At 66.4% G+C, this 12675-nt stretch carries 12 protein-coding genes; 11 read left to right on the top strand and 1 reads right to left on the bottom strand.

Annotation, left to right across the window (positions count from 1 at the left end):
* Positions 1 to 42 precede the first annotated feature (42 nt).
* The 11 genes from leuC (at position 43) to QPK31_RS12090 (ending at position 12296) form a co-directional block, all read left to right on the top strand.
* Positions 43 to 1443, top strand: coding sequence for a 3-isopropylmalate dehydratase large subunit (leuC, locus tag QPK31_RS12140; protein WP_290423190.1), 1401 nt, complete (start codon positions 43 to 45; stop codon positions 1441 to 1443).
* Positions 1444 to 1473: 30 nt separating this feature from the next.
* Complete coding sequence (locus QPK31_RS12135) at positions 1474 to 1596, top strand: lipoprotein (RefSeq protein ID WP_290423189.1); 123 nt, start codon at positions 1474 to 1476, stop codon at positions 1594 to 1596.
* A gap of 60 nt (positions 1597 to 1656) precedes the next feature.
* Positions 1657 to 2304, top strand: a complete 648-nt coding sequence (leuD, locus tag QPK31_RS12130; protein ID WP_290423188.1) for a 3-isopropylmalate dehydratase small subunit — start codon at positions 1657 to 1659, stop codon at positions 2302 to 2304.
* Between the two features lie 8 nt (positions 2305 to 2312).
* A complete protein-coding gene (gene leuB, locus QPK31_RS12125; protein WP_290423187.1) occupies positions 2313 to 3386 on the top strand; it encodes a 3-isopropylmalate dehydrogenase in 1074 nt (357 codons plus the stop codon).
* Between the two features lie 191 nt (positions 3387 to 3577).
* Positions 3578 to 4705, top strand: coding sequence for an aspartate-semialdehyde dehydrogenase (gene asd, locus QPK31_RS12120; RefSeq protein WP_290423186.1), 1128 nt, complete (start codon positions 3578 to 3580; stop codon positions 4703 to 4705).
* Positions 4706 to 5105: 400 nt separating this feature from the next.
* Entirely contained in the window at positions 5106 to 8195 is a 3090-nt protein-coding gene (locus QPK31_RS12115; protein ID WP_290423185.1) for a FimV/HubP family polar landmark protein, read from the top strand.
* Positions 8192 to 8992: a tRNA pseudouridine(38-40) synthase TruA gene (gene truA, locus QPK31_RS12110; protein WP_290423184.1), complete on the top strand. Its 801-nt coding sequence runs from the start codon at positions 8192 to 8194 to the stop codon at positions 8990 to 8992. Before QPK31_RS12115 ends, truA begins: the two co-directional genes overlap by 4 nt.
* A gap of 18 nt (positions 8993 to 9010) precedes the next feature.
* Complete coding sequence (locus tag QPK31_RS12105; protein WP_290423183.1) at positions 9011 to 9748, top strand: phosphoribosylanthranilate isomerase; 738 nt, start codon at positions 9011 to 9013, stop codon at positions 9746 to 9748.
* Positions 9693 to 10976, top strand: a complete 1284-nt coding sequence (gene trpB / locus QPK31_RS12100) for a tryptophan synthase subunit beta (protein ID WP_290423182.1) — start codon at positions 9693 to 9695, stop codon at positions 10974 to 10976. Before QPK31_RS12105 ends, trpB begins: the two co-directional genes overlap by 56 nt.
* Positions 10977 to 11070: 94 nt before the next feature.
* On the top strand, positions 11071 to 11868 hold the full coding sequence (trpA, locus tag QPK31_RS12095; RefSeq protein WP_290423181.1) for a tryptophan synthase subunit alpha: 798 nt from the start codon (positions 11071 to 11073) through the stop codon (positions 11866 to 11868).
* A 152-nt stretch (positions 11869 to 12020) separates the two neighbouring features.
* Positions 12021 to 12296, top strand: coding sequence for a hypothetical protein (locus tag QPK31_RS12090; RefSeq protein WP_290423180.1), 276 nt, complete (start codon positions 12021 to 12023; stop codon positions 12294 to 12296).
* A gap of 79 nt (positions 12297 to 12375) precedes the next feature.
* Here the strand turns inward: QPK31_RS12090 and QPK31_RS12085 are convergent, their stop codons facing one another.
* The gene (locus tag QPK31_RS12085; protein ID WP_290423179.1) at positions 12376 to 12666 is read right to left on the bottom strand and encodes a hypothetical protein; all 291 of its coding nucleotides are present in this window, start codon (positions 12664 to 12666) and stop codon (positions 12376 to 12378) included.
* Between the last annotated feature and the right edge of the window lie 9 nt (positions 12667 to 12675).

Here is a 12675-nt window from a genome sequence, read left to right as displayed (position 1 = left end):
AAAACGCTTCCCCTTTTTGAAGCGCCTGCCACAGGAAACCGCATGTTAAAGACCCTCTACGACAAACTCTGGGACGCCCACGTCGTGCGTGCCGATGCCGACGGAACGACGGTGCTGTACATCGACCGTCACCTGGTACACGAAGTCACCAGCCCGCAGGCCTTCGAGGGGCTACGCGAAGCCGGCCGTCCGCTCTGGCGCAACGCCGCCAACCTGCTGGTGGCCGACCACAACGTGCCGACCACCGACCGCCGCGACGGCATCGCCGATCCAACCTCGCGCCTGCAGGTCGAGACGCTCGATGCGAATGCGAAGAGCTACGGCCTGACCTACTTCAACATGAACGACAAGCGCCAGGGCATCGTCCACGTGATCGGGCCGGAGCAGGGCGCGACCTTGCCGGGCATGACCGTGGTCTGCGGCGACTCGCACACCTCGACCCACGGCGCCTTCGGCTGCCTGGCGCACGGCATCGGCACCTCGGAAGTCGAGCACGTGCTGGCCACGCAGACCCTGCTGGCCAAGAAGTCGAAATCGATGCTGGTGCAGGTCGACGGCGCGCTGCCGAAAGGCGTCACCGCCAAGGACATCGTGCTGGCCGTGATCGGCAAGATCGGTACCGCCGGCGGCACCGGCTACGCCATCGAATTCGGCGGCTCGACCATCCGCGCGCTGTCGATGGAAGGCCGCATGACGGTCTGCAACATGGCCATCGAGGCGGGCGCGCGCGCCGGCATGGTGGCCGTCGACGACACCACGCTCGAGTACGTGAAGGGCCGGCCGTTCTCGCCTGTCGGGCCGCAATGGGAGCAGGCGGTGAGCTACTGGCGCACCCTCCACTCCGACCCGGGCGCCAGGTTCGACATGGTCGTGACCCTGAACGCGCTTGACATCCGCCCGCAGGTCACCTGGGGCACCTCGCCCGAGATGGTGATCGCCATCGACGGCCGCGTGCCCGACCCCGAGCAGGAAAAGGACGCCGTGCGCCGCGACGCCATGGAAAAGGCGCTGACCTACATGGCGCTCGAACCGAACACCGCCATCGAGGACATCCGCATCGACAAGGTCTTCATCGGCTCCTGCACCAATTCGCGCATCGAGGACTTGCGCGCCGCCGCCGCCGTGGTGCGCGGACGCCAGCGCGCCTCGAACGTGAAGCTGGCGCTGGTGGTGCCGGGTTCCGGGCTGGTGAAGGAACAGGCCGAGCGCGAAGGGCTGGACGCCATCTTCAAGGCCGCCGGTTTCGAATGGCGCGAGCCGGGCTGCTCGATGTGCCTGGCGATGAACGCCGACCGCCTGGAGCCGGGCGAACGCTGCGCCTCGACCTCGAACCGCAACTTCGAAGGACGGCAAGGGCAGGGCAGCCGCACCCACCTGGTGTCGCCGGCGATGGCGGCGGCGGCGGGCATCGCCGGCCACTTCGTCGACGTGCGCGCACTGTAGAATCCTTATTTTTTGACTCCGGATAGCACCATGAAAAAAGTATTCGCACTCACCCTCGCTGCCCTCGTTCTCACCGGCTGCAACACCATCTCGGGCTTCGGCCGCGACGTGCAGAAGGTCGGCCAGGTCGTCACCGGCGCCGGCGGCAAGTAAGTCAGTTCAGTAAAAACACGCGGCAGGCGCACCTGCCGCATCCGAACACAGGAACAGCAGATGGAAAAATTCACCGTACACGAAGGCCTGGTGGCGCGGCTCGACCGCGCCAATGTCGACACCGACGCCATCATCCCGAAGCAGTTCCTGAAGTCGATCCGCCGCACCGGCTTCGGCCCCAACCTGTTCGACGAGTGGCGCTACCTCGACCACGGCGAGCCGGGCCAGGACAACAGCCGCCGTCCGCTGAACCCGGACTTCGTGCTGAACCAGCCGCGCTACCAGGGGGCCTCGATCCTCCTGGCGCGCAAGAACTTCGGCTGCGGCTCCTCGCGCGAGCACGCGCCCTGGGCCCTGCAGCAGTATGGCTTCCGCGCGATCGTGGCGCCGAGCTTTGCCGACATCTTCTTCAACAACTGCTACAAAAGCGGCCTGCTGCCGATCGTGCTGAGCGAAGCGCAGGTGGACCAGCTGTTCAACGAGGTCAAGGCGTTCGCAGGCTTCCAGCTGGTGGTCGACCTGGAAAACCAGGTGCTGCGCACGCCGGACGGTCGCATCGGCTTCGAATTCGCCATCGACGACTTCCGCAAGTACTGCCTGCTGAACGGCCTCGACGACATCGGCCTGACCCTGCGCCACGCCGACGAAATCCGCGCCTTCGAAGAACGCCACCTGGCGCGCCAGCCCTGGCTGGCCAACACCATCTGAAAGAACGCATGACCAAGATCGCAATCCTGCCGGGCGACGGCATCGGTCCCGAAATCATCGACCAGGCCGTGCGCGTGCTCGACGCGCTGGGCGAATCCTTCGAGATGGAGCGCGCCCCGGTAGGCGGCGCCGGCTATGCCGCCCACGGCCATCCGCTGCCGGAAGCGACGCTGAAGCTGGCGAAGGAAGCCGACGCCGTGCTGTTCGGCGCGGTGGGCGACTACCGGTACGACACCCTGGAACGCGCGCTGCGCCCCGAGCAGGCCATCCTCGGCCTGCGCAAGGAACTCGGCCTGTTCGCCAACCTGCGTCCGGCGATCCTGTATCCGGAACTGGCCGGCGCCTCGACCCTGAAGCCGGAAGTGGTATCGGGCCTGGACATCCTGATCATCCGCGAACTCACGGGCGACATCTATTTCGGCAAGCCGCGCGGCGTGCGCGAGTGCCCCGACGGCCCCTTCAAAGGCCAGCGCGAGGGCTTCGACACGATGCGCTATGCCGAAGGCGAGATCCGCCGCATCGCCCACGTTGCCTTCCAGGCCGCGCAGAAGCGGGATAAACGCGTGACCAGCGTCGACAAGGCGAACGTGCTGGAGACCTTCCAGTTCTGGCGCGACATCGTCACCGATGTGCACAAGGAATACCCCGACGTCGCGCTCGAACACATGTACGTCGATAACGCCGCGATGCAGCTGGTGCGCGCACCGAAGAAATTCGACGTTATCGTTACCGGCAACATGTTCGGCGACATCCTGTCCGACGCCGCCGCCATGCTGACCGGCTCGATCGGCATGCTGCCCTCGGCCTCGCTCGACGCGAACAACAAGGGCCTGTACGAACCTTCGCACGGCTCGGCCCCGGACATCGCCGGCAAGGGCGTGGCGAATCCGCTGGCGACGATTCTGTCGGCCGCGATGATGCTGCGTTATTCGCTGAACAAGGCCGAGCAGGCCGACCGCATCGAGAGCGCCGTGAAGAGCGTCCTCCAGCAAGGATTGCGCACACCGGATATATTTGAGGATGGCACGCAGCGCGTCGGCACCCAGGAGATGGGCGACGCGGTAGTCCGCGCTCTCCGTTGATGGCGCAACGGGCACACTGTTAACGTGTGTGCTCGCAATGAACGTAGGGTGGGCGCCCCGTGCCCACGCGTGACATCTGATCATTGTTGGCCGAGTGCCCACGCGTGACCCATGAATATTGTTGGCCGCGTGTCCACGCACACAGCCCCGTCATCGTTAACGTATCAATGAATAACCCCTAAAGGAAAATAATGAAGTTAGTAGGCCTGGTTGGTTGGCGCGGCATGGTCGGTTCGGTCCTTATGCAGCGCATGCAGGACGAGGGCGATTTCGCCCATATCGAGCCGGTGTTCTTCACGACGTCGAACCCGGGCGGCGATGCCCCGAAGATGGCGAAGAACGAAACCAAACTGAAATCCGCCACCGACATTGCCGAGCTGTCGAAATGCGAGATCATCATCTCCTGCCAGGGCGGCGACTACACGAGCGAGGTCTTCCCGAAACTGCGCGCCGCCGGCTGGAACGGCTACTGGATCGACGCCGCCTCGACGCTGCGCATGAACGACGACGCCGTCATCGTGCTCGACCCGGTCAACAAGAACGTCATCGAAACGGCCCTGTCGCGCGGCGTGAAGAACTACATCGGCGGTAACTGCACCGTGTCGTGCATGCTGATGGGCCTGGGCGGCCTGTTCGAGCAGGGCCTGGTCGAGTGGATGACCTCGATGACCTACCAGGCGGCCTCCGGCGGCGGCGCCCAGCACATGCGCGAGCTGCTGACCCAGTTCGGCACCATCAACGCGGCCGTCAAGCCGCTGCTGGACGACCCGGCCTCGGCCATCCTGGAAATCGACCGCAGCGTGCTGGCCACCCAGCACGGCTACGCGCCGGACGAGATCAAGCAGTTCGGCGCGCCGCTGGCCGGCAACCTGATCCCGTGGATCGACAAGGACCTGGGCAACGGCCAGTCGAAGGAAGAGTGGAAGGCCGGCGCCGAGACCAACAAGATCCTCGGCCTGGGCGAAGCCTTTGGTTCGGCGGCGATCCCGGTCGACGGCCTGTGCGTGCGCATCGGCGCGATGCGCTGCCACTCGCAGGCGCTGACCATCAAGCTGACAAAGGACGTGCCGCTGGACGAGATCAACGACATCATCGCCTCGCACAACGAGTGGGTGAAGGTGGTGCCGAACACGCGCGAAGCCTCGGTGATTGATCTGTCGCCGGCTGCCGTGACCGGCAGCCTGACGATTCCGGTGGGCCGCCTGCGCAAGATGTCGATGGGACCGAGCTACCTGTCGGCCTTCACGGTCGGCGACCAGCTGCTGTGGGGCGCCGCCGAGCCGCTGCGCCGCATGCTGCGGATCGTGCTCGAGAAGTAAGCCGAACGGCGCCGCGTGCATCGCGGCGCACCGCTTCATTGCCACGTAGGGTGGGTACGCGTACCCACCAGCCTTGCGCTCGCTGGCACGAGGCCGAACGACAAGGTGGGTACAAGTACCCACCCTACGTTATCTCCGCAATCACACCTGTTATCCCCGCACTAATTTATTGCCCCTTGGAACGATATCGAATCGTTACCAAACACCGTTTCACCCCACAGAAACACCCCTCTACGCCCCGTAGCGCTTGCATGCTCTAGTGCATGATGATATGTTGAGACTTCCGGGAAACCGTCCTTTCCCCAGCTAACCAACTCCTCTCCCAACTATGCCATTGAACCGCCGCCCTCAGATCATGTCGTCCGCGTTGAAAACACTCACGGCCGCGGTTGCCAGTGCAGTGCTTCTGTCTTCGGCGGCGTCGGCAGCGGGACTGGGCAAGCTGACCGTGCTGTCGGCCCTCGGCCAGCCGCTGCGCGCCGAGATCGAACTGACCGCGGTCTCGAACGAGGAAGCGAATGGCCTGGTCGCCAAGCTGGCGTCGCAGGAAGCCTACCGCGCGGCGAACATCGAATTCAACCCGGCCCTGCTGTCGCTGCGCTTCAATGTCGAACAGCGCAATGGCCGCCAGTTCGTGCGCATCAGCTCGACGCAGCCGCTGAACGAGCCCTTCGTCGACCTGCTGCTGGAACTGGCCTGGGACAATGGCCGTCTGGTGCGCGAATACACCTTCCTGCTCGACCCGGCCGAACTGCGCGCGCCGCAGCCGGCGCAGGTCGCCGCCGCGCCCGCCGCACAGCGCCCGCGCGCCGCCGCGCCTGCCGCCACGGCGGAAGACGCCCCGGCCCGGCCAGCCCCGGCCAGCCGTCCGCAACGCAGCGCCCGTGCCGACGCTCGTGCCAATGAAGGCGCCGCCGCCGAGGAAGCCGGCCCGCGCGCGCCGAACGCCGCCTCGCGCTACCGCGTGCGCAGGGGCGACACCCTGAGCGACATCGCCGTGCGCATGAAGCCGAACGACGTCTCGCTCGACATGATGCTGGTCGCGCTCTACCGCGCGAACCCGGACGCCTTCATCGGCAACAACATGAACCGCCTGAAGTCGGGCCAGATCCTGAGCATGCCCGATGGCGACGCCCTGCGCGGCGGCGACGCCGAGGAAGCGCGCGGCACCGTGGTCGCCCACGCGGCCGACTTCGACGCCTACCGCGCCAAGCTGGCCGGCCAGGTGGCCACCAGCACCCCGGCGCGCGAAGCCGCGCCAGGGCAGAGCGCCACCGGCCGCATCACCGCCAAGGTCGAGGAACGCCCGACCGCCGCCAACGAATCGCAGGACCAGCTGCGCCTGTCCAAGGCCACGCCGGCACCGGCGTCCGGTGCGGCCGGGGGCGTCAACTCCACCTCCACCTCGGCCGAAGACACCATCGCCAAAGAGAAGGAACTGGCCGACGCCCAGCAGCGCGTGCAGGAGCTGGAAAAGAACGTCAACCAGCTCGAAGACCTGATCACCGTGAAGAACGGCGCCGGCGCGGCGGCAACCGAGCGCGCCGCCAACGGCATCCAGCCGATCGCGCCGGCCAACGAGGGGGCCGCGGCGCCCGTCCAGCCGGCCCCGAAGATCAAGCCGAAAGCCGCCAAGCCGGCCGCGCCGCCGGAAAAGTCGCTGTTCGACACGCTGATGGACAACATCACCTACATCGGCGCGGGCGTGGCCGTGCTGGCCCTGGCCGCGCTCGGCCTGGCCCAGCGCCGCAAGAAGAAGCCGGCGCCGAAAGCCGGGGCCGCCGCGGCCGAACCGAGCATCCTCGGCGCCGCCGCCCAGCCGGCGTCGTCGCAATCGCTGTACGCCGAGACCGGCGGCCAGAGCGTCGACACCAACGACAGCGTGTTCAATTCCAGCTTCGCACCGTCGGCCAGCCAGCTCGACACCAACGAGGTCGACCCGCTGGCCGAAGCCGAGCTGTATCTGGCCTATAACTTCGACACCCAGGCCGAGGACATCCTCAAGGAAGCGCTGCGCAACGACCCGCTGCGCCATCCTGTGCGCCTGAAGCTGCTGGAAATCTACGCCGCGCGCAAGGACGTGCGCGCCTTCGAGACCCAGGCCACCGAGCTGTACAGCCTCACCGGCGGCAAGGGCGACGAATGGGCGCAGGCCGCCAGCATGGGCCACGCCCTCGACCCGGCCAACCCGATGTATGCCGCCGCGGCGGGCACCGGCATCGGTGCGGGCGCAGTGGCCGCTGGCGCCGTTGGCGCCGGCGCGGCCGCTGCCGCCATGGCCGCCGACGACAACAATCCGCAAACCCTGCTGTCGCAACAGTTGGAGAATGCCTTCCGCAGCCGCGGCGACAACACCGAGATCATCGAGCCGGTCTCGACCACCGACGCCGTCACCGGCGCGCCGCTTGATTCCAGCTTCGACCTCGGCGCCCTGAGCCTGGAAAAGGACGCCACCGCGCTGCCGCTGGCAGGCGAGGACACCGCCGCGCCGCAGGCCGACGCGAAAGCCGACGACAACCTGCTCGACTTCGACCTGGGCGGCCTGAGCTTCGAGCCGGTCCCGGCCACCGAGCCGTCCTCGTTCGAGCGCAACGACGCCACCGCCGTGCCTACCGCCGTGCCGGACCTGCAGTTCGACATGGAGCCGTTCGCGCCGCTGGAACCTCCAGCCAATTCGGCCGCCAACCCTGCAGGCAGCAACGCCGACAGCAATCTCGACGACCTGTCCTTCGACATGGACTTCGACGCGCCGGCCACCGCCCAGCCGCAGCAGCAGCCGGCTTCCCTGATGCCGCAGGACGACGATGACGGCTTCGTGCTCGACCTGTCGAAGAACGGCCCGAACACCGACATCGACATGGCCGAACTGGCCAAGGAATTCGAACTGCCGCCGCTGCCGGAAGTGCCGCAGACCCCGGCCGAGGCAAGCCTCAAGGACCCGCTGTTCGACCTCGACGCCATGGACTTCAGCCTGGCCGACGACACGCCGGTCACGCCTGCGACCCCGGCCGCGCCGGGCGCGGATCTCGACTTCTCGAACGACCTGGACCTCGACTTCGCCCCGGCCGCCGAGCCGCTGGCCGAAACGCCGGCGAAAGACCCGCTGTTCGACCTCGACACCATGGACTTCGGCCAGCCGGCCGCCCCGGCCGCACCGCAGGACGACCCGTTCGCGCTGGACGCCGTGCCGCCGATCCCGAACCCGGGCACCCCGGTGCCGCGCTTCGACATGGACAGCTTCGACCTCGACCTGCCGGCCAATGAGCTCGACGCCAGCGCGCAAGCCACCCCGTCCGTAGCGGAAGGCGAGGGCGCCCCGGTCGAGCTGACCCCGGCCCAGATGGAAATGGAAACCAAGCTGGACCTCGCCATCGCCTACCAGGAGATCGGCGACAAGGAAGGGGCGCGCGAGCTGCTCGACGAAGTCATCAAGGGCGGCAGCAGCGAACAGGCCACCCGCGCCGGCGCCATGCGTGCACAGTTGGCGTGAGGCGCATCGCACTAGGACTCCAGTACGTCGGCACCGGCTGGAATGGATACCAGAAACAGCCGAGCCGTGACACCGTCCAGGACGCCCTCGAGATCGCCCTCGAGAAGTTCGCGACCACCAAATTGCACACCACTTGCGCCGGCCGCACCGACGCCGGCGTGCACGCGGTCGAGCAGGTGGTCCACTTCGACACCGAGCTCGATCGCTCGATGCAGAGCTGGGTGCGCGGCACGAATACCTTCCTGCCCGATTCGGTCACGGTGCGCTGGGCCCACGAAGTGCCGCCCGATGCCGAAGGCCAGGAATTCCACGCGCGCTTTTCGGCCCGTGCCCGCACCTACCACTATGTCCTGTACAACAACGCCAATCCATCGGCGCTGCTGGCCGGGCGCGCCGGCTGGGTGTTCCGCCCGATGGACGTCGAGCGCATGCGCGAAGCGGCGCAACACCTGATCGGCCTGCACGATTTTTCCTCGTTCCGTGCCTCGGGCTGCCAGGCGAATACGCCGGTGAAGGACATGCAGCACATCGGCATCGAGCGCCGCGGCGACATCATCGTGTTCACCGTGCGCGCCAGCGCCTTTTTGCACCACATGGTGCGCAACATCGTCGGCGCCCTGATCTATGTGGGCACCGGCCGCAACGAACCGGGCTGGATGGCCGAGGTGCTGGCCGCGCGCAACCGCGACGCCGCCGCGCCCACCTTCATGCCGGACGGCCTGTACTTCGCCAAAATCGATTACGATCCGAAGTGGGGACTGCCGCAGGAGGCGGTCTCGCCTCTGCCCTGGCTGTAATCCATCGTCCATCAACGCATGAACCAGCAACGCACCCGTATCAAGATCTGCGGCATCACCCGCGAGCAGGATTTGCGCGCGGCGGTCGATGCCGGCGCCGACGCCCTCGGCTTCGTGTTCTACCCGAAGAGCCCGCGCTACCTCACGCCCGAACGCTTCGCCGAACTGGGCCGGCTGGTGCCGCCGTATGTCAGCGCGACCGCCTTGTTCGTGAATGCGACGCCGGACGAGGTGAGGGCGGTGGTCGATGCCGCGCCGGTGGCGCTGCTGCAGTTCCACGGCGACGAGTCGATTGACGAATGCGCGCGGATCGCGGCTGTGGTGAAACGGCCATTCGTGCGGGCCTTCCGCGTCAAGCCGGACACGGCGCACGCCGAACTGCTAGAATGCGAACTCGCATACCGCGCTGCCAGTCCCTGGTTTTCCGGCCTTTTGCTGGATGCCCACGTGGATGTGTATGGCGGCGCAGGAAAGGTCTTCGATTGGTCTCTTATTCCAAAAGAGCTCGCGCCTCGGGTCGTTTTGAGTGGTGGCTTGAGCGTGCAAAACGCGACTGACGCAACGGTCCGCGTACGCCCCTACGCCGTCGACATCAGCAGTGGTGTCGAGGAAGCGAAGGGGATCAAGGACGCCCGCAAGATCGCGGCCTTTGTCGCCGCGGTGCGGGCAGCCGATGCCACCATCGAAAGCGAACACCATCATGACGATCAAAGAAGTACAGGAAGCAGCCCTGGAGAGCCAGGAAGCAGCAGCTGAACGCGGCCCGAACGCCCTGTTCCAGACCCTTGAGTACCAGTTCCCCGACGCGCGCGGCCACTTCGGCCCCTACGGCGGCAGCTTCGTCGCCGAAACGCTGAGCCACGCGCTGGCCGAACTGAACGAGGCCTACGCACGCTATTCGCACGACCCCGCGTTTCTCGAAGAATTCCGCTACGAGCTGGCCCACTTCGTGGGCCGTCCGTCGCCGGTCTACCACGCCAAGCGCTGGTCGGAACTGGCCGGCGGCGCGCAGGTGTTCTTCAAGCGCGAAGACCTGAACCACACCGGCGCCCACAAGATCAACAACGTGATCGGCCAGGCCCTGCTGGCGCGGCGCATGGGCAAGACCCGCATCATCGCCGAGACCGGCGCCGGCCAGCACGGCGTGGCCACGGCCACCATCTGCGCCCGCTTCGGGCTGGAGTGCATCGTCTACATGGGCGCCGAGGACGTCAAGCGCCAGGCCCAGAACGTGTACCGCATGAAGCTGCTCGGCGCGACCGTGGTGCCGGTGGAGTCGGGTTCGAAGACCCTGAAGGACGCGCTGAACGAAGCGATGCGCGACTGGGTCACCAACATCGAAAACACCTTCTACATCATCGGCACCGTGGCCGGCCCGCATCCTTACCCGATGATGGTGCGCGACTTCCAGTCGGTGATCGGCGAGGAATGCCGTGTGCAGATGCCGGAAATGACCGGCCGCCAGCCCGACTACGTGGTGGCCTGCATCGGCGGCGGCTCGAACGCGATGGGCATCTTCTATCCCTACATCGACGAACCCGGCGTGAAACTGGTCGGCGTCGAGGCGGCGGGCGAGGGCATCGATTCGGGCAAGCACGCGGCCTCGCTGTCGGCCGGCTTCCCGGGCGTGCTGCACGGGAACCGCACCTACCTGCTGCAGGACGCGAACGGGCAGATCATCGAGACCCATTCGGTCTCGGCCGGCCTGGATTATCCGGGCGTCGGGCCCGAGCACGCCTGGCTCAAGGATTCGGCGCGCGCGGAATACGTGTCGATCACGGATGATGAAGCGCTGCAGGCCTTCCACGACTGCTGCCGCATCGAGGGCATCATTCCGGCGCTGGAGTCCTCGCACGCGATCGCCTACGGCGTGAAGCTGGCGGCGACGCTGGCAAAGGAGCAGATTATCCTGGTGAACCTGTCGGGACGCGGGGACAAGGACATGCACACGGTGGCGCAGAGGATGGGGCTGGATTTCAGCTGAATTCCGACGCATACGTGCGTTGAACGCGTGGACTGCATAGCCGTCCACCCTACGTCTGCCCGAACATCGATCATCCAAAACGGAAATCCATACCATGTCCCGCATCGAACACACCTTCGCCGCCCTGCGCGAACAGAATAAAACCGGCCTCGTCACCTTCATCACCGCCGGCGACCCCGGCCCCGACCTCACCGTGCCGCTGATGCACGCCCTCGTGGAAGGCGGCGCCGACGTCCTCGAACTCGGCGTTCCTTTCTCCGACCCGATGGCCGAAGGCCCGGTCATCCAGCGCGCCTGCGAGCGCGCCCTGACATTCGGCATCGGCCTGCGCGACGTCTTCCACTTCGTGCGCGAATTCCGCAAGACGAACACGAGTACGCCCGTGGTCCTGATGGGCTACGCCAACCCGATCGAGCGCATCGGCCCGGACGAATTCATCCGCTGCGCGAACGAAGCCGGCGCCGACGGCGCCATCGTCGTCGACTACCCGCCGGAAGAGTGCGAAGCCTTTGCCGACGCCATGCGCGCGGCCGGCCTCGACCTGATCTTCCTGCTGGCGCCGACCTCGACCACGGAGCGCGTGCAGCAGGTGGCGCGCTACGGTAGCGGCTTCAGCTATTACGTCTCGCTGAAAGGCGTCACCGGCGCCGGCAGCATCGACACCGAGGACGTGGCGCGCCGCGTGGCTGCAATCCGCGAACACGTGAGCCTGCCGATCGGCGTCGGCTTCGGCATCCGCGACGGCGCGACCGCGAAAGCGGTTGCCTCGGTGGCCGACGCGGTGGTGATCGGTAGCCGCATCATCCAGGAGATCGAAAATGCCGGCGCCGAGAAGGCCGTGGCGGCGGTGCGCGATTTCGTCGGCGGCATCCGCACAGCGCTCGACAGTTAATAGGGGCCGGGCGCAGGACGCGCTGCTCCTGCACGCGTATCCTGAGCGCGTCTTTTGTGGTCCCTCAAGCGCCCTCACGCGCTGTTTGCATGGATCGGCATGCCGGTTGAGGTAAGGTTTAGTTTCCCTACCTCAACATTTGGAGTTGTCCGATGAAGAAGCAAATCACGTCTGTTTCGCTGGGCCAGAATGCCAAGATGGCAGCTGCGCTCTACGTGGTGATCTCGTTGCCGATCGTGCTGGTGCTTGCCGCCATTCTTGCCATATCGGGGCAAGCCGGCCAGGCCCTGGTGGTGCTGGTGGCAACGCCGGTCGTGTATGCGGGCGTGGCTGCTCTCGGCACCTTGATCGGTGGCTGGTTGTACAACGTGGTAGCAGCGCGCGTCGGCGGCTTCGAATTCACGACCGCCGAAGTCAAGGCAGGGTAGCACCGCTCCGACCGCCGTGGCGGCGGCCGAATCCATGCGGTTGCCGCCTGCTGTGTATCTCGGGTGGCCGGCGCCCGCGCTATTTTCCGCGGAACGCCCGTACGTGAACGACATTGTTCTCAACGCACATCTCGCCTTCCCATTCCGGTTTCGGATCGCCGAGCGCGGCTGCTTTCACAGTGAGTTTCAGGCGCGGCAGGCGTGGACCGAAGCTGCGCTCCTCGAAGGTGGCGACATTCGTTGCCTCCCGTCCTTGTCTGTGTACCCGGTTGCCAAGGAAGCGCGCCCGCATCGCTTCCTCGGTGGCGATAGTCGTTTCAATCTGTTCGAGACTGCGCTCGCACGGAATCCCGACGTCGAATGTTCGCATGTCCATCTC

Source organism: Massilia sp. YIM B02769 (assembly GCF_030411995.1).
Taxonomy (GTDB): Bacteria; Pseudomonadota; Gammaproteobacteria; order Burkholderiales; family Burkholderiaceae_D; genus Telluria.
The sequence above is the reverse complement of the archived record's forward strand: the minus strand, read 5'-3'. Positions and strand labels throughout refer to the sequence as shown.

Excerpts from the sequence above, each read along its gene's own strand:
- leuC (WP_290423190.1), top strand. The coding sequence starts at position 43 with ATGTTAAAGACCCTCTACGACAAACTCTGGGACGCCCACGTCGTGCGT.
- QPK31_RS12135 (WP_290423189.1), top strand. The coding sequence starts at position 1,474 with ATGAAAAAAGTATTCGCACTCACCCTCGCTGCCCTCGTTCTCACCGGC.
- leuD (WP_290423188.1), top strand. The coding sequence starts at position 1,657 with ATGGAAAAATTCACCGTACACGAAGGCCTGGTGGCGCGGCTCGACCGC.
- leuB (WP_290423187.1), top strand. The coding sequence starts at position 2,313 with ATGACCAAGATCGCAATCCTGCCGGGCGACGGCATCGGTCCCGAAATC.
- asd (WP_290423186.1), top strand. The coding sequence starts at position 3,578 with ATGAAGTTAGTAGGCCTGGTTGGTTGGCGCGGCATGGTCGGTTCGGTC.
- QPK31_RS12105 (WP_290423183.1), top strand. The coding sequence starts at position 9,011 with ATGAACCAGCAACGCACCCGTATCAAGATCTGCGGCATCACCCGCGAG.
- trpB (WP_290423182.1), top strand. The coding sequence starts at position 9,693 with ATGACGATCAAAGAAGTACAGGAAGCAGCCCTGGAGAGCCAGGAAGCA.
- trpA (WP_290423181.1), top strand. The coding sequence starts at position 11,071 with ATGTCCCGCATCGAACACACCTTCGCCGCCCTGCGCGAACAGAATAAA.
- QPK31_RS12090 (WP_290423180.1), top strand. The coding sequence starts at position 12,021 with ATGAAGAAGCAAATCACGTCTGTTTCGCTGGGCCAGAATGCCAAGATG.
- QPK31_RS12085 (WP_290423179.1), bottom strand. The coding sequence starts at position 12,666 with ATGCGAACATTCGACGTCGGGATTCCGTGCGAGCGCAGTCTCGAACAG.